The 22,275-nt window shown below is 70.0% G+C and carries 19 protein-coding genes and 1 pseudogene; 5 read left to right on the top strand and 15 right to left on the bottom strand.

Annotation, left to right across the window (positions count from 1 at the left end; all coding sequences use genetic code 11):
* Window positions 1-56: 56 nt before the first annotated feature.
* The 6 genes and pseudogenes from AC069I_RS16080 to AC069I_RS16055 form a co-directional block, all read right to left on the bottom strand.
* A complete protein-coding gene (locus AC069I_RS16080) occupies window positions 57-602 on the bottom strand; it encodes a bifunctional nuclease family protein (protein WP_478230630.1) in 546 nt (181 codons plus the stop codon).
* 10 nt (window positions 603-612) lie between these two features.
* Complete coding sequence (gene ctaD / locus AC069I_RS16075; RefSeq protein ID WP_478230648.1) at window positions 613-2,379, bottom strand: aa3-type cytochrome oxidase subunit I; 1,767 nt, start codon at window positions 2,377-2,379, stop codon at window positions 613-615.
* Window positions 2,380-2,532: 153 nt separating this feature from the next.
* Complete coding sequence (locus AC069I_RS16070; protein WP_478230631.1) at window positions 2,533-3,678, bottom strand: glycosyltransferase; 1,146 nt, start codon at window positions 3,676-3,678, stop codon at window positions 2,533-2,535.
* Between the two features lie 101 nt (window positions 3,679-3,779).
* Window positions 3,780-5,837, bottom strand: a pseudogene (locus tag AC069I_RS16065) (acyltransferase domain-containing protein); the annotation flags it as partial.
* A gap of 26 nt (window positions 5,838-5,863) precedes the next feature.
* Window positions 5,864-7,489 (bottom strand): SDR family oxidoreductase, encoded by a 1,626-nt coding sequence (locus tag AC069I_RS16060; RefSeq protein ID WP_478265724.1) that lies wholly within the window; start codon window positions 7,487-7,489, stop codon window positions 5,864-5,866.
* 583 nt (window positions 7,490-8,072) lie between these two features.
* Window positions 8,073-8,978, bottom strand: a complete 906-nt coding sequence (locus tag AC069I_RS16055) for a LysR family transcriptional regulator (RefSeq protein ID WP_340682950.1) — start codon at window positions 8,976-8,978, stop codon at window positions 8,073-8,075.
* Window positions 8,979-9,049: 71 nt separating this feature from the next.
* Between AC069I_RS16055 and AC069I_RS16050 the strand changes: the two genes are divergently transcribed.
* The gene (locus AC069I_RS16050; protein ID WP_478265723.1) at window positions 9,050-10,039 is read left to right on the top strand and encodes a YeiH family protein; all 990 of its coding nucleotides are present in this window, start codon (window positions 9,050-9,052) and stop codon (window positions 10,037-10,039) included.
* Here the strand turns inward: AC069I_RS16050 and AC069I_RS16045 are convergent.
* The gene (locus AC069I_RS16045) at window positions 10,017-11,192 is read right to left on the bottom strand and encodes an MFS transporter (RefSeq protein WP_478230634.1); all 1,176 of its coding nucleotides are present in this window, start codon (window positions 11,190-11,192) and stop codon (window positions 10,017-10,019) included. The two genes, AC069I_RS16050 and AC069I_RS16045, sit on opposite strands and share 23 nt — an antisense overlap.
* Window positions 11,193-11,248: 56 nt before the next feature.
* Entirely contained in the window at window positions 11,249-12,145 is an 897-nt protein-coding gene (locus tag AC069I_RS16040; RefSeq protein ID WP_478230635.1) for a DMT family transporter, read from the bottom strand.
* On the opposite strand from AC069I_RS16040, the gene AC069I_RS16035 reads away from it, so the two are divergent.
* The gene (locus tag AC069I_RS16035) at window positions 12,144-13,568 is read left to right on the top strand and encodes an aminotransferase-like domain-containing protein (RefSeq protein ID WP_478265722.1); all 1,425 of its coding nucleotides are present in this window, start codon (window positions 12,144-12,146) and stop codon (window positions 13,566-13,568) included. The genes AC069I_RS16040 and AC069I_RS16035 overlap by 2 nt on opposite strands.
* Before the next feature lie 37 nt (window positions 13,569-13,605).
* The gene (locus tag AC069I_RS16030) at window positions 13,606-14,229 is read left to right on the top strand and encodes a Crp/Fnr family transcriptional regulator (protein WP_478265721.1); all 624 of its coding nucleotides are present in this window, start codon (window positions 13,606-13,608) and stop codon (window positions 14,227-14,229) included.
* Here the strand turns inward: AC069I_RS16030 and AC069I_RS16025 are convergent.
* Together AC069I_RS16025 and AC069I_RS16020 are read right to left on the bottom strand one after the other, a co-directional pair.
* On the bottom strand, window positions 14,201-14,722 hold the full coding sequence (locus tag AC069I_RS16025) for a hypothetical protein (protein ID WP_478265720.1): 522 nt from the start codon (window positions 14,720-14,722) through the stop codon (window positions 14,201-14,203). The genes AC069I_RS16030 and AC069I_RS16025 overlap by 29 nt on opposite strands.
* A gap of 2 nt (window positions 14,723-14,724) precedes the next feature.
* Entirely contained in the window at window positions 14,725-14,925 is a 201-nt protein-coding gene (locus AC069I_RS16020; protein WP_478230639.1) for a hypothetical protein, read from the bottom strand.
* A 175-nt stretch (window positions 14,926-15,100) separates the two neighbouring features.
* Here AC069I_RS16020 and AC069I_RS16015 point away from each other — a divergent pair, with 175 nt between their 5' ends.
* The gene (locus tag AC069I_RS16015; protein WP_478230649.1) at window positions 15,101-16,621 is read left to right on the top strand and encodes a sialidase family protein; all 1,521 of its coding nucleotides are present in this window, start codon (window positions 15,101-15,103) and stop codon (window positions 16,619-16,621) included.
* 56 nt (window positions 16,622-16,677) lie between these two features.
* On the opposite strand, the gene AC069I_RS16010 is transcribed toward AC069I_RS16015, so the two are convergent.
* From AC069I_RS16010 to AC069I_RS15990, 5 genes are all read right to left on the bottom strand, one after another.
* The gene (locus tag AC069I_RS16010; RefSeq protein ID WP_478265719.1) at window positions 16,678-18,033 is read right to left on the bottom strand and encodes a DHA2 family efflux MFS transporter permease subunit; all 1,356 of its coding nucleotides are present in this window, start codon (window positions 18,031-18,033) and stop codon (window positions 16,678-16,680) included.
* 90 nt (window positions 18,034-18,123) lie between these two features.
* Window positions 18,124-18,591, bottom strand: coding sequence for a hypothetical protein (locus tag AC069I_RS16005; protein ID WP_478230641.1), 468 nt, complete (start codon window positions 18,589-18,591; stop codon window positions 18,124-18,126).
* Window positions 18,592-18,861 (bottom strand): DUF1905 domain-containing protein, encoded by a 270-nt coding sequence (locus tag AC069I_RS16000; RefSeq protein WP_340682959.1) that lies wholly within the window; start codon window positions 18,859-18,861, stop codon window positions 18,592-18,594. It abuts the gene before it with no gap.
* 38 nt (window positions 18,862-18,899) lie between these two features.
* The gene (locus tag AC069I_RS15995) at window positions 18,900-19,406 is read right to left on the bottom strand and encodes a flavodoxin domain-containing protein (protein WP_478230650.1); all 507 of its coding nucleotides are present in this window, start codon (window positions 19,404-19,406) and stop codon (window positions 18,900-18,902) included.
* A gap of 88 nt (window positions 19,407-19,494) precedes the next feature.
* The gene (locus AC069I_RS15990) at window positions 19,495-20,703 is read right to left on the bottom strand and encodes a nitric oxide synthase oxygenase (protein WP_478265718.1); all 1,209 of its coding nucleotides are present in this window, start codon (window positions 20,701-20,703) and stop codon (window positions 19,495-19,497) included.
* Between the two features lie 374 nt (window positions 20,704-21,077).
* Here AC069I_RS15990 and AC069I_RS15985 point away from each other — a divergent pair, with 374 nt between their 5' ends.
* Window positions 21,078-22,094, top strand: coding sequence for a CobW family GTP-binding protein (locus AC069I_RS15985; RefSeq protein ID WP_478230643.1), 1,017 nt, complete (start codon window positions 21,078-21,080; stop codon window positions 22,092-22,094).
* Window positions 22,095-22,275 lie beyond the last annotated feature (181 nt).

Here is a 22,275-nt window from a genome sequence, read left to right as displayed (position 1 = left end):
TCAACCGCAATGAAGGGCCTTTCATAGCAAAATTTGCTATGAAAGGCCCCTTCATCTCACGGGCGGGAGGGCGGATCAGGCGGCAGGTCCCCGAAGTCCTCCGGCGCGATCTTGTCCAGCGCCTCCCGGAACTCCTCGACCGCCCGTTCCTGCGCGACCGGATCCGACGGCACCTCGGGCAGTTCCGCGTCCGGGTCGCTTCCGACGATCTCGACCCGCACGGAAGCGACCTCCAGCACCGCGTCGGCCACCTCGATCCCGACCCCGGCGCGTAACCCGATCGCGACCGCGTCACTCGGCCGCGCCGAAACGCGGATACCGGAATCGAGCACCAGGTCGGCGAAGAAGATGCCGTCCCGCAGCGCGGTGACCTGGACCCCGGTGACCCGGTGCCCGAACGACTCGACCACCTGGCCGATCAGTTCGATCGTGCCCGGCCGCGGCAGCCGGATCCGCTCCTGCGCGAGCGCCACCGCGCTCGCCTCGGGCCCGCCGATCGTGATCGCCAGCCAGCGGCGTTCGCCCTCCCGCTCCCGCAGCAACATCACCGGTGCCGCTTCCGGAGCCAGGACTGCCATCCCTTCGACATCCATGGGGATCATGCGCGGTACCTCATTCCCTCGGTCGGGCGGTGTCGTCCTTCAGTGCCTTGTCCGCCACCACTTCCGAAGGGGTGGCCTGGTCGCGACGCTGGAACGGGGTCGTATGCCCCTCGGCGCGCAGCCTGGGGATCATGTGGGGGTAGTGGAGTTCGAACGCCGGGCGTTCGGACCGGATCCTCGGGAGGTCGAAGAAGTTGTGCCGGGGCGGCGGACAGGTCGTCGCCCATTCCAGGGAATTCCCGTGGCCCCACGGATCGTCCACTTCGACGACCTCCCCGAACCGGTAACTGCGGACGATGTTCCACAGGAACGGCAGCACCGAAGCACCGAGCAGGAAGGCGCCGATCGTGGAAATGGTGTGCAGCACCGTGAAACCGTCGGTGCTCAGGTAGTCGGCGTAGCGGCGCGGCATTCCTTCGTTGCCGAGCCAGTGTTGGACGAGGAACGTCGCGTGGAAGCCGATGAACGTGGTCCAGAAATGGAGCTTCGCGAGCCGCTCGTCGAGCATCCGCCCGGTCATCTTGGGGAACCAGAAGTAGATCCCGGCGAACGTGGCGAACACGATGGTGCCGAACAGCACGTAGTGGAAGTGCGCGACCACGAAATAGGTGTCGTGGATGTGGAAGTCCAGCGGTGGCGCGGCCAGGATGATCCCGGTCAGCCCGCCGAGCAGGAACGTCACCATGAACCCGATCGACCACAGCATCGGTGATTCGAAGGTGAGCTGCCCCTTCCACATGGTGCCGATCCAGTTGAAGAACTTGATCCCGGTCGGCACCGCGATGAGGAAGGTCATGATGGAGAAGAACGGCAGCAGCACCGCGCCGGTGGCGAACATGTGGTGCGCCCACACCGCGAAAGACAGCGCGGTGATCGCGATCGTCGCGAACACCATGAGCTTGTAGCCGAAGAGCGGTTTCCGGCTGAACACCGGAACGATCTCGGTGATGATGCCGAAATACGGCAACGCGACGATGTACACCTCGGGATGGCCGAAGAACCAGAACAGGTGCTGGAACAGGATCGCCCCGCCGTTGGCCGGATCGAAGACGTGCGCGCCGAGCCGCCGGTCGGCCTCCAGCCCGAACAGGGCGGCGGTGAGGATCGGGAAGACCGCCAGGATCAGGATCGCGGTGAACAGGATGTTCCAGGTGAACAACGGCAACCGCCACATCGTCATCCCGGGCGCGCGCAGGCAGAGGATCGTGGTGACCATGTTGACCGCGCCGAGGATCGTCCCGAGCCCGGAGACGATCAGGCCCATGATCACCAGATCGGCGCCGACGCCCGGGGTGTGCGCGGCGTTGGACAGCGGCGTGTACATCGTCCACCCGAAGTCGGGCGCCCCGCTCGGCGTGAGGAACGCGCTGAGCGTCATCAGCCCGCCGAAGAGATACAGCCAGTAGGAGAACGCGTTCAGCCTCGGGAAGGCGACGTCCGGCGACCCGATCTGCAGCGGCAGGATGTAGTTGGCGAACGCGAAGAGGTTCGGTGTCGCGTACAGCAGCAGCATGATCAGGCCGTGCATGGTGAACAGCTGGTTGTACTGCTCCTGCGACAGGAACTGCATCCCCGGCCTGCCCAGTTCGCCGCGCATCAGCAGCGCCATGAACCCGCCGATGAGGAAGAATGCGAACGAGGTGCTCAGATAGAGCACGCCGATCATCTTGTGGTCGGTGGTGCGGACGACGTTGAGGAACACGCTGCCTTTGGGGGCCCGGCGCCGCCCGCCGAAACGGACGGCCTGCGGTCGGAGCGATGTCTTCACCGCGGTCATGACGACTCCCAGCACGAGGACGCACCTTCTGAAGGCTGGTACCCCTCCAGGAGAGTCCCTACACGCGTGCTTTTCAAGAGGCTGAAGGGGGACCATGCCCGCGTCTGATGAGGTGAACGCCCTTCACCGCGCGCGACACGGGGAAAGTCCCCATCAGCCGCTGAGCAGAGCCTCCAGATGGTCCGCCGCCGCGGCGGCCCCGCCCGCCGCACGGAACGAGGCACCCACCTTTTCGGCGGCCGACCGGTACCCCGGATCGTCCAGCACCCTGGTCACCGCGGCCGCGATCCGGTCCGGTTTCGCGTGGCCGAACCGCAGCCGGACACCGGCGCCCGCGTCGACGACCTGTCCGGCGACGATCGGCTGGTCGTCCCGGATCGGCGCGACCACGAGCGGCACCCCGTGCCACAGGCTTCCGCAGACGGTGTTGTACCCGCCGTGGCAGACGACGGCGTCCACGCGGGCCAGAACTGCCATCTGAGGCACGTGGGGCACCACGAGCACCGTGTCCCCCATCGGCCCCACAGCTCGGCCGGGGTCGGCGATGACGGTCCGGATCCCGTCGATCCGAGAGAGCCCCCGTGCCGCCGCGCGGAGGAAGTCGCCCGCGGCGTCGGCGTTCGTGGTCCCGAGGGTGACGAACACGGTCGGCACCGCCGGGTCGAGCCGGTCCCAGGGGAGGTCGCAGGTGGGCGCGCGGCCGCCGATGGACGGCCCGACCAGCCGGACCTGGTGCGGCACCGTGGCCGGGCCGAGCAGTTCGCGGGTGGTGAAGGCGAGCACACCGTGCGGGGACATCCTCGGGTCGGCGGGGCCGCCGTCGATCCGCGTGCGCAGACCGTCGAGGAGTTCATCGAGCCAGGCCGCCACCTTCGGCGTCCCGGCCAGCCGGTCGACGAGCTCCGCGGACGTCGTCGCGGAGGTGATCCACGGCAGGCCGAGCCCGTCGGCGACGAGGCCGCCCGCGATGGCCTGCTGGTCGGCGACCACGACCTGCGGGCGGAACCGGCCGATCGCGGCGCGGACGCCGGGTGCCATCGCCTCGGCCAGCGGGATCAGGAACTGCTCCCACAGGGACCGGAACGCCGCCGGTCCCTTGAGACTCGCGTCGCGCTCGGGCAGGCGGCGCGGGACCGCGCACGGGAACACGTCGGCGCCGTCGCCGGCGAGTCTCCGGATGATCTCCGGCCGCCCCGCCCAGGCGACCTGGTGCCCGCGCGCGGTCAGGGCGGCCGCGACCCCGACCACGGGGTTCACGTGCCCTGTCAGCGGCGGCGTGACGAAGAGGACTCTGCCCACTCAGGCCGCCGCGCCGTGGTTCTCGGCGATCCAGCCGATCACCTCGTCATTCCCGAGCCGGTTCTTCGCCTCGGCGAGCCCGGCCGCCACGGTTTCAGTGGTCATTCTTCGTTCTCCGTCCAAGCCACGACGTAATCCTTCGCCGGTGTGGTGATCGTGGTGTGCCACACCGGATACCGGGTACCGCTCACCGCGACGGTGAGCCGACCGTCGTCCGCGCCGACGACGGTGAAAGCGCGCGGGCCGGTGCGGAGCCGTTTCGCGACGGCTTGCTTCGCGGCCCGGAATCTGGTGGACCACAAGGCTTCCGGCGCACCGAGCAGCGCTCGTTCCGCCTCGTTGAGGTCGGCGTCCGTGCGGTCTTCGACAGCCTCGACGTCGATACCGCACGGTCCTCGGCGGGCGATGGCGACGCCGAGCGCGTCCCGGTGGGCGATCGAGACGGTGAGCTCCGGCAGTGTCCTTCCGTAGGCGCCCGAAACGGTCGGCGCGCCCGAGGAGTCGTTCCCGATCCGGATCTCTGCCGGGAAGATGTCGCCTTCACCGTTTGTCCACAAGAGACGGCGGAGGGCGTCCTTCGCCGCGATGCGGCCGAGCAGCCAGGCCCGCTTCCGGCGCGGCGGCTGATCGGCGTACGCCTGTCTTTCCGCACCGGCCAGCACGTTCCGCATGATCAGGTCGCGGGCCACCGGATCCGGCCATTGCTCGCGGACCAGCGCCCAGCCGCCGGGCCGTTCTTCGGACAGCGTGGCGCGCTCTGGCCGCCGGTCCACCGCCCGGATCACGGGATCGCTGTCGAAGCGGCGATCGCGCCGCGCCCGAGGCGCCGGCGACACGGAGAATTCGGCTGCCGGCGGGTTTCGTTCCCCGATTCGCTCCAAAATGGACTTCGTCGCCGCGGCGGTGCGGAAGCCGCGGCAGGCACCCTCGTCGAGCGACACCAGCGCGCCGCCGAGGTCGAGCCGGATCGTCCGGCCGTTTTTCACGCCGTCTCGGCCGGGCAGGAATTCGAACGCCGGATCGGCACCGTCGGCCCACAACGCCGTGACGACCCGTAGCAGCTGCGGGAGGCCGCGCCGGTGCCCGCAATGCGCGGCGACGACGAGGTGTTCGCGGTCGTGCAAGGTGTTCCCGATCAGCGAGCCGAGCTGTCCCGCGCCCGTCTGCACGAACGCCCGGAATCCCGCCGCGTACATGTTCTCGACGAGAGCGCGGAACCGCACCGGCTCCAGCAGATGCCGCACGAACAGTGCCCGCATCTCCGCGTCCGACGAGGGATAGTGCCGTCCGGTCGTGGCCGACCAGACGGGCAGTTTCGCCGGGTGCAGCGTATGGCGCTCGGCGGCCTCGCGGATCGGGCCGAGATACGGTGCGAGCATCGGAGTGTGGAAGCCGGACCGGAACGGCAGCACCTGGGAGATCACGCCGTCGGCGCGGAATCCGCGCACGAAACCCTCGACGGCCTCCGCCTGCCCGCAGATCATCGACTGGTTCGGCGCGTTGTCGTGGGAAAGGACCACGTCGGAGTGTCCTTTGAGGACTTCGGTAACCGACGACGCCGCCGCGCCGATCACCGCGGAGGCCAGCCCCGGAACCTTGAGCGCGTCGGGATCGAAGTCCTCCATGAACGAGTCGGCGTCAGTGTCGGAATGGATCCCGGCCACGGCCATGGCGGTCCACTCCCCCAGGCTGTGCCCGGCCAGCGCGTCCGGGGTCATGCGCAGTCCGCGTAACGCCTTGTCGAGCAGCCTGCCCAGCTGGAACACGGCGTGTGGCTCGAATTCGTCCTCCAGCCCGGGGAAGACGAACGCGAGTTTGCCCTCGCCCGCGCCGAGCAGCGGTTCCGGAACGAACCAGAGGTCGTTACGGGCCCGCCAGGGTCTCCCCTTCGCGACCACTTTCCTGGCCAGGTTCAGCCGTTTGGGCGTCGGGTCGACGAGCCCGAGCCGCACCCGGCCGCGACCGGTGTCGCCACCGCTCAGGACGTCGTCGCGGTCGAGCAGACAGCCCATTTCCGCGACGGTCGGCGCGGAGAGCCGCAGGACGCGTTCGGGCTCGGAGACCTCGACGCCCGCCCGCGACGCGGCCTGTCCCAGGACGACGTGGGCGTTGATCCCGCCGAAGCCGAAGGCGTTCACAGCACCGACATCCCGACGATCGCGATCGGGGGCGTAGCGGCCACCGGTCACCACCCCGACGCGGTGTAGGTGACGGCCGTGAGGCCCTCGTCACCCCACGCCAGTTCGCGTAGCAGGCTCAGCGTGCCTTCCTCGGGGTCGATCAGTTCGATCCCGCGCCGGGCGTAGTCCCGCATCAGTTCCGGGGTGACCATCCCGTTGCCGACCCCGGTGGGCGCCCACGGTCCCCAGTGGACGGTCAGCCCTCGCCGTCCGTACACGGTGGCCCAACGGCGGCCCAGCGCCTCCAGCGCGTCATTCGCGGCCGCGTAGTCGGACTGGCCTCGATTCCCCCGTGTCGCGGCGATACTGCCGAACAGGACGGCGAATTTCGGCGCTTCGGGCAGTTCCCCCGCCGCCGCGAGCAAGGTGCTCGCCCCTTCGACCTTGGTGGCGAAGACACGATCGAACGACGCTGGGTCCTTCTCGGCGATCAGCTTGTCCTCGATGACGCCCGCCGCGTAGACGATGCCGTCGAGCCGTCCGTGTTCGGCGTGGATCTCCTTGACCGCGCGGTGCGCGGCTTCCGCGTCCAGCATGTCGACCGAGCGGTAGCGCACCGGGCTGCCGAGGTCGCCGATCCGCCGCAGCGTCCCGCGAACCTCGCGTTCGTCCTCGATGAGCCGGATGGTCCGTTCGATTTCGGCCGGTTCGGTCAGCCCGTCGCCGATCAGGGCCGCACGCAGTTCTTCCGTCGTCGTGGCCGTGGCGATCACCGGTTCCTCGCCGTCGATGGGCACGGCGGTGCGGCCGAACAGTTCGACGCGGCAGCGCGACGCCGAGGCCAGCGTGATGGCCAGCCGGGCGGTGATGCCCTTGGCCCCGCCGACGAGGAGGACGACCGAATCCCGGTCCAGCCCCAGCGCCTCGGCCTCGGCCGTCCCGTCACCCGCCGGACCGGCGCCCGTGCCGCCGAGCAGGCCGAGGCCTTCCTCGGTCATCCGCAGACCGCGCCGCGCGCCGTCGCGGCGGACGACGACCGGCTCCCAGTCCCGGGCGGACAACTCCGCGAGCAGGCTCTCCACCAGTTCGTCCACAGTGGACTTGGGATGCTGCTCGACCACCCGGGCGACCGTGTCCGGATACTCCCTGGCCACCGTCCGGAAGAAGCCGCGGGCACCGTCGGCGGGTCCGTTCGCGATGAGCCAGCGCGGCCCGCCCGCCAGAACCGCTTGATACAGCGCGAAGTCGTCGGGGAAGGACGGTGACAGATGGAACACGCCGTCCGCGCCGTGCCGCGGTACGCCCTGGACCAGTTCGGTTTCGGCGCCGTACCCGGCGAGCCGGGCGGTGAGCATCTCGGCGACCTGGCCTTCACCGACGACGGCGAAGCGCAGCCCGGCCAGCTCCTCGTCGACGGGGACGGCGTCGGCGAGGTCGAACTCCCGCATCAGGTAGCGCTTCGGCGCCACCACGACCGCGTCCGGCTCCTCGGCGGGCAGTGCCGGTTCGGTGCCGCCGCCGGAGATCAGGTCCGCCGGCGCCGCCGCGGTCCTTGCTTTGGCGAGCACCTCGGGATCGGTACCGAGGTAGCCGAGCAGGACGTCCCGTTGCGCGGCGATCATCTCGCGGCCGGTGCGGAGGAACTCCGAGATCAGCGCCTCGCCGCCGTCGGTGCCAGGCCGGGAAGTCACGATCGCCTCCGTGGAGATTCGTTGTGCGGGGTGCAGGGGATCTCGCCGTCGGCGGTGCGGACGAGGTGCCCGTCGACGGTCCAGCCCGCCTTCGAACACGACCGTCCGATGTGGACGGCGATCGAGCACGGCGCCGACGAGCCGGGCGCCAAGAATCGACCTACCCACGGGAAGCCTCCGGCACACGGAAGAGCGACTTGGTTACCGGGCGTACTTAAACGCAGGCGAGGCTTCCCGTCAATACTCGACGGTAGGGTTTGCGGTCACAGGAACCGGATGGCGGAACGCCGACCCGCGAAACGCGAAGACCTTCGCGGAAATTTAGCGTTCCGAATACATCGCAGACCGCTGAGCGGCTTGCTTTTCCCGCAGTGGCAAGGAAGAACGGTCAACGGCCGGGCGACCCAACAGCCGATACGCCATCCGGCCTGTTACCCGGAGTCCACCATTCCGCTTTCATCGGACCACTGGGAATAGTGGTCCGCACCTATTTCCGGAAATCGACGGTGATTCCCCCTATCGTCGGTAGCACGCCGATGACGGATTCGGTATCGCGCGCGTTCATGAAGAAACATGAAAGGACTCAGCGGGTGTTCGCGTTCCGGACCGCGATGCTCAGCAGTTCCGCGGCCGGACCGGCGAGCCGCCGTCCGGCCGGCCACACCGCGCGCAGTTCCCGGCCGAAGTCGACGCCGTCCACCGCGACCGGGACGAGCCTGCGGTCGGCGACGTCCCGGGTGATGGCGAGTTCGCTGATCACCGCCGGTCCGGCGCCCGCGATCACGGCGTTGCGGACGGCGGAGGCGGAACCCAGTTCCAGCAACGGTTTCGCCGGTCCGACCCCGGCCTTGCGCAATGCCGCGTCCACGGTCTCCCTGGTCCCGGACCCCGGTTCGCGGACCACGAGCGGCGTGATCGCCAGTTCGGCCGCCGTGAGCGGACGGCGTTTGCGCGCCCACGGATGGCTCGCGGGTACGACGAGGACCAGCCGGTCGGTGGCCACCCGCCGGGACGAAAGGCCGGGCAGCGAACCGGGCGACTCGACGAACCCGAGATCGACCTTGCCTTCCCTGGCCATTTCGGCGGCCTGGTCCGAGTTGGTGACCTCCAGCCCGAGGTACAGCCCGGGGTCGCCGCGTTTGAGTTCGCCGATCCAGCCGGGCACCAGGTACTCGGCCAGTGTCATGCTCGCGGCGACCCGCAGATGCGCCTCGTGCTGGGTGCGCAGTGCTTCGGCGCCGTCGAGCAGGCCGTCGAGTTCGGACAGCACGCGGTGCGCCCAGCCCGCGATCACCCGGCCGTCGGGGGTGAGCGCGGAACCACGCCGCGTGCGGTCGACCAGCACCAGCCCCAGCCTCCGCTCGACTGTGGACAGTCGTTTGCTGGCCGACGGCTGTGCGATCCCGAGGCTGGCCGCGGCCTGTCCGATACTGCCGAGCTCGTCCACGAGCACCAACAGGCGCAGGGAGTCCAGATCGGGTGTGGTCATAGCCCAAGTGTATGACCTACCCCTGGTATTCCCGGCTACCGAGGTCGGCCCGTCCGGGCGAGGCTCGAACCATGAGCACCACGCACGCGAGACCGACGAAGCCCTACCTGACCGCGTTCGCGATCACCGGCGCCGGAGTGGCCGCCGCGTACCTGGTCGGCACCGCTTTCCCGGTCATCAGCGCGCTCACCATCGCCGTCGTGCTCGGCATCGTCACCGGATCGCTGCCTTCGCTGTCCGACGGGACCCGGAAAGCCATCGCCGGGATCACCAAGAAGCTGCTCCGCGCCGGTGTCGTGCTGCTCGGTCTGCAACTCTCGCTCCCGGCCGTCCTGGCGCTGGGCCCCGGGACCCTGGTCGCCGTCGTGCTCACCGTCGGGATCACGTTTCTCGGCACGATCGGTCTCGGCAGGCTCCTCGGCGTGCCCCGCGGCCTGGGGATCCTGGTCGCGACCGGGTTCTCGATCTGCGGCGCGTCCGCCATCGCCGCCATGGAAGGCGTCGTGAAACGCGAGGACTCCGACGTCGCGACCGCGGTCGCCCTGGTCACCTCCTACGGCGGGCTCGCCATCGCCGCGGTCCCGCTGATCGGTGGCTGGCTGCGGCTCGACGCGGCCCGGATCGGCGAGTGGGCGGGCCTCAGCGTGCACGAGGTCGCGCAGGTCGTCGCCGCGGCCACTCCCGCCGGGAGCGCCGCCATCGCGGTCGCCATCGTGATCAAGCTCAGCCGGGTGGTCCTGCTGGCCCCGATGGTCGCCGCGGTCGGCGTGCACGAGCGGCACCGGCCCGTCGACGGCAAGCGGCCGCCGCTGGTCCCGCTGTTCGTTCTCGGCTTCCTGGCCATGGCCGCCCTGCGCAGCACCGGGATCATGCCGGGTGTCGTGCTCGACGTCGCCAAGGTCGCCTGCACCCTGCTACTGGCCGGGGCGCTGTTCGGGCTGGGCTGCGCGGTGCGGATCGGCAAACTCGTCCGCACCGGGGGCCGCGCCCTGCTGCTCGGCCTGCTCTCGACCCTGCTGGTCGGGACCACCGCGCTGGTCACACTGACCGTGCTCGGCTGAGGACGGCGGCCGCGAGCAGCGCGACCACGCCTCCGGTGACCATCACGGCCGGGACGGAGACCGCGTCGACGACCAGCCCGCCGAGCAGCGCGCCCGCCGAAAGGGTCGCTTGGAACGACGAGGTGAACAGCACCGACGCCGCTTCGGGCGTGTGCGGCGCCGCCCTCCCGAACCACGTTCCCGAGCAGACCGGGACGGCACCGTAGGCGAAACCCCAGAGCACCAGCAGCGCGAGCGCGCCCGCTTTCGTGTCGCCGATGAACGGCAACGCGCAGGTCACGACGCCTATCGAGCCCGCCGCGGCGAGGAAGGTCAGCCGGAGATCGCGGGCGATCGCCGCGCCGGCCACGAAATTGCCGACGATCCCGGCGGTGCCGTAGACGAAGAGGAAGACGGTGAGCAGCTCCGGGCTCACGTGCGTCACCTGTCGCAGGAGCGGCGTGACGTAGGTGTAGGTCCCGAAGTGGGCGAGCACGGTCAGCACCGTGACGAGCAGGCCGAGCCGGGTCGCGCGCTCGCGGGTCATCCCCCGCAGGTCGCCGAGCCGGGTCGCGTCCGCCGACGGCAGTGGAGGCAACGCCAGCGCCAGCGCGGCGAGGACGCCGATCGTGAAGACCGCCATCACCGCGAAAGCCGCTCGCCAGCCGAAAAGTTCGCCGAGGAACGTTCCCGCCGGAACGCCGAGAACCGAGCCGAGCGGGACGGCGGAGAAGATCACCGCGGTCGCCCTGCCCGCGCGCCCCGGGCCGACGAGCCGTGCGGCGAGACCGGAACCGATCGCCCAGAAGGCGCCGATCACCAGCCCGACCAGGACTCGCGACAGCAGCATCGCCCAGTAGGCCTGCGCGGTCGCCGCGAGGACGTCGGCCAAGGCCAGGACCACCATCAGCGCGCACAGCAGGATCCGGCGGTCGAGCCGTCCGGCGGCGACGGTGACGGCCGGGGCCGCGAGCGCGGCGAGGAAACCGGGCAGGGTCATGGTCAGGCCCGCCGTCCCCGGGGTGATCCGGAAGTCCTCGCCGATCGGGGTCAGGAGGCCGATCGGCAGGATCTCCGTGGTGACGAGGGAAAAGATCCCGAGCGTCACCGCGAGGACGGCGAGCCATCCCTTCAGCGGGGTCCGCGCGGAGGTGTCGAGGGTCGAAGCGGTCATGTGCTTCAGCCCATCACCACGCGGGCACCACGGTCTGGCGGATTCGCGACGTTGATCTAGGTCCGCGACCGCTGGGTCACGACGATGCAGGCGACAACGATCAGCGCGGTCACCGGCGCGGCGGCTGGGAGGTGCTCACCGAGCAGCAGGACCGCCCAGACCAGGGTCAGCAGCGGCTGGGCGAGCTGCAACTGGCTCGCCCGCGCGACACCGATCTCGGCCATTCCCCGGTACCAGGCGAAAAACCCGCCGAACTGCGAAACGAGCGCGACGTACAGCAGGCCGACGATGCCCTCGCCGGTGACGTGCAGCGGTTCGGTCGCGAGCCCGAAGACGGCGAACGCGCCGGTGACCGGCAACGCCATCACCAGCGCCCACGCGATCACGTGCCAGCCCGCCATCTCCCTGGCCAGCCTGCCGCCCTCGGCGTACCCGAACGCGCACAGCACGAGCGCGCCGAACAGGAACAGGTCCGCTGTGGACAGTCCGCCGCCGCTCTGCGCGACGGTGAACACGACGACCGCGCTCGCGCCGACCGCCGCGGCGAGCCAGAACCGGCGGGACGGCCGGTTCCCGGTCAGCTTCGAGGAGATGACGGCGGTGGCCAGCGGCAGCAGCCCGATCACCACCGCGGAATGCGCGGTCGACGACGTCTTCAGCGCGAGCGTGGTGAGGATCGGGAACGCGAGGACACAGCCGAGGGAGACCACGGCCAGGCCCCGCCACTGGTCGCGCCTCGGCAGCGGGACCCGGAAGACACGAAGACAGGTGCCGGCGACCAGCGCGGCCAGGACGCTTCGCAGCCCGGTGGCGGTCCACGGGTCGAAACCCTTGAGCGCCCATACGGTGGCGGGGAACGTGAACGAGAAGGCGAGGACACCCAGCGCCGCCAGCGCGGTCCCGGAGCGGACCGCTACTGCCCGATCCGCGATAGCGCTATCATCCAGTCTCATGTCCGATGGTAGCAGCGTCACCAGCCTGGTCACACAGCTGAGGTCCGACCTGGAGCGCTATCCGATCGATGGAAAGCTCCCGTCCAGCCGGGAGCTGGTCCGGGAGCTGAAGGTGAGCCCGGTGACGGTATCGCGGGCCATCGCCGCGCTGGCCGCCGAAGGACTGGTGATCACCCGCCCCGGCGCCGGCGTCTTCCGGGCCCCGCCGCCCCGCGAACGGGCGGTGACCGGTGACGTGTCCTGGCAGGAGGTGGCGCTGAGTTCCCAGTCCGGTACCCGCGCGATCGACGCGACCGGCGTGCTCACCGCGCTGAGCGACCCGCCGTCGGGCGTCATCGACCTCAACGGCGGCTACACGCATCCCAGCCTCCAGCCGGAACGCGAACTCGCGGCGGCGTCGGCCCGCGCCGGACGCCGCCCCGGCGCGTGGACACGGCCGCCGATCTGCGGCCTGCCCGAACTGCGGGCCTGGTTCGCCCGCGACATCGGCAGCCCGGTGAACGTCGAGAACGTGCTGATCACCTCGGGCGGGCAGAGCGCGCTGACCACGGCGTTGCGCGGGCTCGGTGCCCCCGGCGCGCCGGTACTGGTGGAATCCCCGACGTACCCGGGGATGCTCGCCATCGCGCGGGCGTCGGGGCTGCGGCCGGTCCCGGTGCCGATCGACCGCGACGGCGTCCGGCCCGAACTGCTCGCGGACGCCTTCCGCGACACGGGCGCCCGGTTGTTCGTCTGCCAGCCCGCGTTCCAGAACCCGACCGGCGCGGTGCTGTGCGCCGAACGCCGGGCCGAGGTCCTGCGGATCGCCCGTGACGCGGGCGCTTTCGTCATCGAGGACGATTTCGCCCGCCTGATGGCACATCCCGGCAGCCCGGCTCCCCCGCCGCCGCTCGTGGCCGACGACCCCGACGGCGTCGTGGTGCACATCCGCTCGCTCACGAAACCGGCGTCACCGAGCCTGCGGATCAGCGCGCTGGCCGCGCGCGGCCCGGCGCTGGAACGCCTGCGCGGACTTCACGCCGTCGAAAGCTTCTTCGTGCCGCGTCCGCTGCAGGAGACCGCGCTCGAACTGGTGAGTTCTCCCGCCTGGGGCCGCCACCTGCGGAGCCTCGCGGCCTCGTTGCGGGAACGCCGCGACGTCGCCGTCTCGGCACTGCGGGTGTTCCTGCCCACCTGGGCCGCCGTCCCGGTCCCGACCGGGGGTTATCACCTGTGGCAGCCGCTGCCCGGCTTCGTCGACGAAGTGGCGCTGACCAGCGCCGCATTCCGCGCCGGAGTAGCGGTCACCCCCGGCAGGATGTACTTCGCGGCCGAGGCACCGGGGCCTTATCTGCGCCTGAGCTACGTCAGCGCCGCGACCGGCGCGCAGCTGCGGGACGGCGTCCAGCGCCTTTCCCAGGCGTACCAGGAGATCCCCGGCTGACGTCTCGTACGATCGCGCACGGAGGCGACGAAAAGGCATGACACAGCCGGCAGCGGCGCACGATCCACCTGGCAGGCTCTGGGAGCTGCTCGACGACGGCCGGCGCAAGGCGCTGCGTGCCGAGGCCGAACTGCGCCGGTACCCGGCGGGCACGGTGATCATCCGCGAGGGCGACCGGTCGGACTGGGTGCTGATCCTGATGACCGGGCGGGTCAAGATCACCTCGGTGTCCACCGGCGGTTACGACGCCGTGCTGGCCGTCCGCGATCCGGGCGACATCATCGGCGAGATGGCGTCGATGGACGGCAGCCTGCGCTCGGCCACGGCGATCGCCGTCGAGCCGGTGACCGGCCTGTGGCTGTCCTCGCGCGCGTTCAACGCCGTGCTCCGCGAGCATCCCGGCATCTCGGTGGTCCTGCTCCGGATCATCACCTCCCGCCTGCGCTACGCCAATTCGCGCCGCACCGAATTCGGGGACAGCACCGCCGCCGAACGGATCGCCCTGCGGATCAGCCAGCGCGACCTGGCCGGGCTCGCGTCCGCTTCGCGGGAAGCCGTCGCGCGGACCCTGCGCGCCAACGGGTTGCTCAGCACCGGCCGCCAGCGGCTGGTCGTGCGGAGCGTGGACGATCTCAGGCAGCTGGCACCCGACGACCGCTGAGCCGCCACGGCAGGCCGAAGTGCCGTTCCACGCGCGCTCCGGTCACCAGGAACAGTTTCCGCACGCGTGGCTCGTCCTCCGGATCGAAGTCCGGCGTGGTCTCGATCAGCGTCGCGAGTTCGCGGACGAGCCCGGCCGCGGACTTCCCCGGCACGAGCAGCACCCGCACCGGCGCGAGGCTCCGCACGGCCGGGGGCGGCGCGACGAGGTCGATCCGCGCACGGACCAGGCCGGTCAGCCTCAGCAGCCGGAGAACGGCGCCCGCCACCGCCCAGGCCACCAATTCCGCCACGAGGACCGGCGACAGGATCAGCGCCAGCCCGGCAGCCTGCCCGACGGCGATCCCCAGCATCAGCCAGTCCTCGAAGCCCAGGCGTTCTTCCTCCGCGGACCTGCCGCGGTGCCGGGTGAACGACACTTCCCGGTAGCGCTCGCTTTCGGTGACGATCGCGAGCGGGCGGATCCGGCGCAGCCAGGGCGCGAACCGGCGCACGATCAGCCATTCCCGCCTTCGGCATCGGTCACTCGCATCGCGTTCCCCTCATCGGTGTGCAGTTCTCCGACGAAGCAGCGGCCGATGCCGTTCCCCCGGGCCGGCAACCGCCGGTGGGTCCCGCCAACGGCCGGACCCACCGGCGCCACGACGCGAACCGGTGATCGACCGCCCCTCACCCTCTCCGGATCGATCACCGTCATCGGCCCTCCCTTCCGATCTCACGCCGTGTCCGACGGGAACGAGCTTGGCAGTCATCGTCCCGTCGTTCTGCGTCACCTGACACAAAGCGCGAAACCGGGTTGTACGCGTCTTGTACGAGCCGGAAGGACTCTGATGCCCCGTCACCTGAACCGCATCCAGGACGGAGTCACTCCCGTGAAGATCTCCCGCGTCGCACAGGGCCTGTTCGCGGCCCTCGTCGCCACCGCGGCGGTCGGCGCAGCCCCGGCCACCTCTCTCGCCGCGCCGGCCACCGGCGACCAGTTCTCGACCGCCGCGGTCGGGAACACGTTGGTGTACAAACAGAAAACAGAAGGTTACGACTGCTTCAGAATCCCCGCCATCGTCAAGGCGAACAACGGCGAACTGCTCGCGTTCGCCGAAGGCCGCAACGGCGGAGCCAGCTTCTGCAACGACAGCGGCGACATCGATCTCGTCGTGAAACGCTCCGCCGACAACGGCAGGACCTGGAGCGCCCCGAAAATCGTCATCGAAGGTTTCGGTGACACCAAAGGAAACCCGACACCGATCGTGATCCCGTCCACCGGGCGGATCGTGCTGCTCTCGGTGATGGAATGCGTCAAGAACCCCGACTGCAACCGGATTCCGCGCGTCTCGATCAGCGACGACCACGGCAAGACGTGGGCCGCGCCCAAGGTGCTCACCACGCAGCTCGGGTTCAGCACCGCGCCCGGCTGGCTCGCGACCGGGCCGTCGCACGGCATCGTGCTGACCCGCGGCGCGCACGCCGGCCGGATCGTCGCCGGAATGAGTTACACCGTCGACGGCAAGAACAGCGGCGCGCTCATCTACAGCGACGACCAGGGCGTCACCTGGAAGCGCGGCGCCACCGACACCCCGGCGTCGACGGCCGGGCTGAACCCGCAGGAGATCAGCGTCACCGAGCTGCTCGACGGCCGGGTCTACGCCGCGGCGCGCAACCAGGCCAACAACGACAACAAGTGCCTCAGCGGTGGCGCCAAGAACCGCGCCTACGCCATCAGCTCCGACGGCGGAGCGAGCTTCTCGACCAAGTTCACCTTCGAAGAGGACCTGATCACCCCGGTGGTGCAGGCCTCGACCGCGCGGATGACCGCCACCGACAAGGCGGGCAAGTACAACCGGATCCTGTTCGCCGCGCCGTCGGTCTGCGACCGCCGCAAGGAACTCGTCGTGAGGTCGTCGTTCGACGAGGGCGCGAACTGGCAGGGCAACTCCGCCGGAACGCTGGTGTGGAGCGGTGACGCCGCGTATTCCGACATGGTGCAGCTGTCCTCGGGTTCGGTCGGCGTGCTGTACGAGGCGGGCCCGGCGGGGAACGCCAACGAGACCATCCGCTTCTCGACCGTCACCGAGACGACCCTCGGTGCCCCGGTGTGCGGCGGCGGATACGGCGTGATCGACTCGGCGCCGCTGGGGACGGCGGGAACGGTTTACCTGTCCTACAACGCTTCCAACGGGCATAACTGTGTCAGCACGATGAAGAGCGAGTCCGCGGGCACCGCGACCGCGACGTCGGCCTACCTCGAGGTGGCGGGGGCGTCCCGGATCACCGACTCCGGGTCGTTCTCGTGGTTCGCCGGTCCGGTGCGGGCGGCCGCGGCGGGCAAATGCGTGAAGTGGGGCGGTTCCGCGGGCGGGACGTCGTACAACAGCCCATCGGAACACTGCGGCTGACCCCTGGGTCTCGTGAGTGGTAAGGACGGTTCTAACCATCCTTACCACTCACGAGGTCACCTGCGGCGTGTCACCCACCAGAGCCGTGCTCCCAGCACCGCCGCGCCCGCGGGCAGCAGGTTGGCCAGGACGACGGCGAACAGGGCCGTCCCGGCGGCTCCCCCGACCCGGCTGACGATGTTGATCTGCGCGGCCGCGTCGGGCAACTGATCCTTGGTGACGGCCGCGTATCCGGCCGTCGTCGCGGGCATCAGCAGGAACGCGACGGCGATTCCCCTGGCCAGCAACAGGATCTGCACGACAAGGCCGTCCGGCGGGAAACCGCCGATCGCGAAGGGGACGGTGGTGGCGAGCGTCGCGACACTTCCCCAGGCGGCGACCAGGCCCGCGCCGTAGCGGTCGGTGAGCGCACCGGAGCTCGGCAGCGCGATCGCCGAGCCGACCCCGAGCCCCATCAGCAGCAGCCCCGTCTCGACGACCCCGCTCCCGCCCAGCACCTGGAAGTACAGTGGCAGCAGGAAAAGCGCGCCGAACAACGCCGGTGCGGCGAAGAAGGACAGAGCGACCGCCGCGGTGTAGACGCGGCTCCGGAACAAGGTCAGGTCCAGTACCGGGTTCGCCCGGCCCCACGAACGCCGGACGAACAGCGCCAGCAGCACGAACCCCGCCACGAGCGGCAGCAGCACTCCGGCGCCGAATTCTTCGCCGCCTTCGCCCCAGGTGGTGAGGCCGTACAGCAGCGCCGGGATTCCCGCACTCACCAGGACGAAGCCGAGCCAGTCGGGCCGGGTCGCCGCGCCCTTCTCGCCGCGAGGCACCAGCTTCAGCCCGAGCGTCAACGCGATCACACCGACCGGGATGTTGATCAGAAACAGCCACTCCCACGAGAGACCGCGCAACAGGACACCGCCGAGTACCGGGCCGAACGTCGGGCCGACGCTCATCACGATGCCCAGCGTCCCCATGACACGGCCGAGCCGGGCGGGCCCGACCGCTTGGCCGAGCACCGTTTGCCCGGCGGGCAGGAGCAGTCCGGCGGCGAGGCCCTGCAGCACCCGCAGCCCGATCAGCCAGCCGATGTTCCCGGCAAGCGCGCACAGCACCGAAGCGACGGTGAACGCCGCCAGCGAAGCCAGCCAGACCCGGCCCGCGCCGAAGCGGCGGCTGAGCCAGCCGCACAACGGCAGCGCGACCGCCAGCGCGACCAGGTACGCGGTGAAAACCCATTGCACGGAGGCGATTCCGGCGCCGAGTTCACGGGTGAGTGTCTCCGCCCCCACCGCGAGGACCGTGGCGTCCAGCATGGTCATGAACGCGCCGAGCACGATCACCCAGGCCATCCGCCAGGCCTCGGCCGGAACCTTGTCCGGCGGCGGAACCGCTTTCGCCGGCCGTTCCAGCGAAACAGCCATCGGAGTGTTCTCCTCACGTGCCCCAGGGATCTTGACCTGGCCCACGCTAAGACCTCGACTTAGCTCAAGGTCAAGCGAAGAACGCTTCGATCACTTCGGCGGACGCTGCCGAGGGGAGAGCTTGGTGAGCGCCAACTTCTCCAGCCGGCACGAGATCTCCGCGATGCCGGCGTCGAACCGGTCCAGGTCCACGCCCCTGGCGGCCAGCTCTTCGCGAACGTGCTTCTCGACCTTCGCCCAGTCGTTGCGGTACTCGGTGGCGAGTTCCTTCCACGGCACACCGGCCAGCCCGGCGGTGAGGCCGCTGTCGTAGGCGAGCACGCCGCGCTCCATCAGGTACGCGATGCCCGGGTACCCGAGATAGCCCTGCCAGTAGGACCCGTTGTCGTTGGCCGTGATCGACCCCGCCGCCGGATCATGGCGGACGTCGTACGTCTTCGCCTTGTCCGACGACGCGACCCGCGCGGTGTCGCCGTCGATCTCGACCCGCCCGTCGGCGACCGCGCCGAGTGCCTCGTAGATCTTGATGACCGGGGACGGCTTCCAGTCCGCGGCCACTCAGCCCTCCAGCCGTTCGAGCAGGACGACCTCCACCGTGTCACCCTCCTCCTTGCCGATCGCCTTGCGCACATCGGCCTTCACCGGGAGCTTGTGGGTGCCGTCGCCCAGCGCCATGAACGAGCTCCGGAACGGATGCCCGTCGATGGTGCCGCGGACCTTCACCAGCCCCTTGGTGCCGAAGAACTCGGCGGAGCCGGGCATGACCACGTACGTCCAGCCGCCCTTCTCCGGGCTCTTGACCAGCGTCGCAGTGAACCGTTTGTCCATGGGGGCACCATACGGCAGGGCACCGACGAAACGGTCTTTCACAGTGCGACACGGATGCGCACCCGGCGGCCGACGTCACGGGCCCAGGCCCGGATCGACGGCCAGTCACGGAAGTCGCCCGCCCACGGGCCCGCGGCCATGATCTTCCAGAACAGGCCGCTCGCGGTGGCCGGGGTGAGCCTGCCGCCGAAGGTGGCCGTCCGCTCGGCGTCGATCCTCGCGGCCAGCACGGCGACCCCCGCCGGCAGGCTCACCCGTTTGCCTGCGGCACGCGGCCCGCACGGCCCGCTGTGGAACAGCCAGACCGGCCGGTTCCGGAGCGCCTCTTCGTGCTCGGTGAGCAGGCGCACCGCCTCCGGGCGCCAGCGCCGGTGGTACAGCGCGCTCCCGACGATCACCGCGCCGTACGGCTCGACGTCCTCGACTTCGGCCGCGTCCAGCAGCTCGGCCGTCAGACCGCTTTCGCGCAGTTCGGCGGCGATCACCTCGGCGATCTCCCTTGTCCCGCCGGACTTGCCGGCGTGGGCGACGAGCACTGCGGTCATGCCGCCATTGTCCGCGCGGCCGCCTGCCGTGCCACCGTCCAGCCCATCGACACGCCGCATTCGGCTCACCTCTTCACCCGTCGGAGCGCTACCCGGGAGGCAGGAACGCCGGTCTCGCCGCCGGATCGGGTTCGTCGTAGTAGCGATGGAACACGGCGGTCTGCCCGCCGGACAGCGGCGGGACTATCCAGCTCCACTCGGCCTGGCAACGGCGTCCCGCGCGCTCCTCCCTGGCGATATGCGTGAGGAACCGCCGCGATTCGGTGTGATGGTCGGCGACGGTCACGCCCGCCGCGTCGAAGGAGTGCTGGACGGCCAGCGTCAGCTCGACGAGCGCGCGGTCGCGCCACAGGGTGCGTTCCGACTTCGTCGACAGGCCCATCAGGTCCGCGATCACCGGCAGCAGGTCGTAGCGGTCGGTGTCGGCCAGGTTGCGCGCGCCGATCTCGGTGGCGAGATACCAGCCGTTGAAGGGTGCCGCCGGGTAGGTGATCCCGCCGATGACCAGCCGCATGTCGCTGATCGCCGGTACCGCGTGCCAGCGCAGCCCGAGCCCGGCGAACCAGCGGTGGTCGGGATGCGACAGCGGGACCTCCAGCACGGCGTCCTTCGGCAGCCGGAACAGCCGCCGCTCCCCCGGCCCGGACTCGATGAGCAGCGGAAGGACGTCGAACGACCCCTTGCGCTCGGGCGGGCACCAGCCGTGCTCCTGGACGGTCTCGGTGAAGCCGGCGTAGCGCGGATCGCCCAGCACCGAGCCGTCGCTCAGCCGGTAGCCGGCGTACCGGACGAGCTGGTCGTTGTGGATCTTCGGACCGGGCTCCTCGGGACCGTCCGGCGCGAACACGGTGATGGTCGGGCGGATCCGGCCGCCCCGGGTCGCCTCCCGCAAGTGGGTGACGCATTCCTCGGCGACTGCGGCGGCTCCGACGACGTCGCGCCGATCCCGCACCCTCAGCCCCTGCCAGTACAGCCTGCCGATGCACCGGGCGGAATTCCGCCAGGCCACCCGCGCGCCGAACTCGACCTCGGCCGTCGTGTGGCGGTACGTGCCGGTCGCGGCGATCTCGGCGCGGACCACGTCGAGCCGCTCGCGGAGCCGCGTGGGCCCACCGTCCGTTTCGGCGTGGAAGAGCTGGAGGAAGTCCTCCGCCTCGGCCACGTCCACGCTCCGTTCCCGCGGCGCCATCTCCGGAGGCAAGCGAGGGATATCCGTCGCCCGCATGGAGGCCGTCGCCATCTCGGCTTCCCGCTCTCCGAATTCGACGCCGGCACCTGCGGCGGGAACGATCACCATTCCTCCTGCACTCGGAAATGCCCGGAGGGATCATGCCTGATCGGCAAGATGGCCAGGTCCGGACCAGACGAAAGACGATACCCCACGGAAAGACGACCACGATCCTCCAAATGGCAGAAGCTTCGCCCACCATGACATTTCAGCAGGTGAAAAGCTTGCGGACGACAATATTTGGAATTGCGTACGACTTCGCTGGATATTCACCGAATTGCACCGCGTGAAACGATCACCTCCAACCAAGATCACTTTACGATCATCGTAATCACTCTTTCGAGCGTATTCGACAGCGGACTCTTCTGCACTTTCCCCGTGCCGGTGTATTGGCCCGCGCCCACCGTCGCTAGAGTGCGGGGAGCTCAGACGGAAGGAAAATCGTGGTCGACAGGCGGATTCCGGTCATCCTGGTCGCGGGCTTCCTCGGCTCCGGCAAGACCACCCTGCTCAACCACCTGCTGGCCAACCGGCAGGGCGCGCGGATCGGGGTCGTGGTCAACGACTTCGGCAGTATCGCGGTCGACGCGATGGCCGTCTCCGGCCAGGTCGACACCATGATGTCTTTCGGCAACGGCTGCCTGTGCTGCGCCGTCGACGCCAGCGGGCTCGACGCCATGCTCGCGAAGCTCTCCGAGGCCGAGGCCGGGATCGACGTCATCGTGATCGAAGCCAGCGGACTCGCCGAACCGCGTGACCTCATCCGCCTGATGATCGCCAGCGAGAACCCCGTCATCGCCTACGGTGGCCTGGTCGAGCTCGTCGACGCCGCCGAGTTCGAGTCGACCAGGAAGCGGCACCCGGAGCTGGACGAGCACCTCGGGTTCGCCGACCTGGTCGTGCTCAACAAGACCGACCGGGCCGACGAGGACACCTTGGCCAAACTGCGCGGCACGATCGACGAGATCGCGCCCGGCACGCCGGTGATCGCGACCTCCCACGGCCGGATCGACCCCACCCTGTTCTTCGACGCCCGGCCGCGCGAACGGGCGGGCCAGCTGTCGTTCGACGACCTCCGCGAGGAGGAGCACGACCACGAGCACCACTTCCACACCGCGTACGACAGCGTCGCCTTCACCACCGAACGGCCGCTGGACCCGCGACGGCTGATGGATTTCCTCGAACAGCGCCCCGGCGGGCTCTACCGGATCAAGGGTTTCCTCGACTTCGGCCCGAACGGCCCGCGGTCCCGGTTCGGCCTGCACACCGTCGGCTCCTTCATCCAGCTGGACCGGTCGGCTTGGCCCGCCGGCCGGCCGCGCCGGAGCGAACTGGTGCTGATCGGCTCGGGGATCGACACCGAAGCCGTCACCGCGCGCCTCGATGCCTGCGTCGCGGACGATCCCGAGGCCGTCGACGATCGGGGCATGCTGCGCGTGCTGCGGTTCATTCAGGACTGACACGCCGGGCCGCGCCTGCTCACCGGCCGATCTCGCGTGTCCTTTGCCTGGACACAGGGAGCGCGATTCCCCGGCCGGCCGAGTGAGTCCGGACCGGACGTACTTTGACACGCCGGAAGGCCGAAATACCGGGAATCGCGGCGCGTCTCGTCGACACTGGCCTGCGGAAGAAATCTCGAGC

This window comes from Amycolatopsis sp. NPDC043885 (assembly GCF_056435685.1).
Note: the sequence above shows the minus strand (reverse complement) of the source record. Positions and strands in the feature narration are given on the sequence as shown.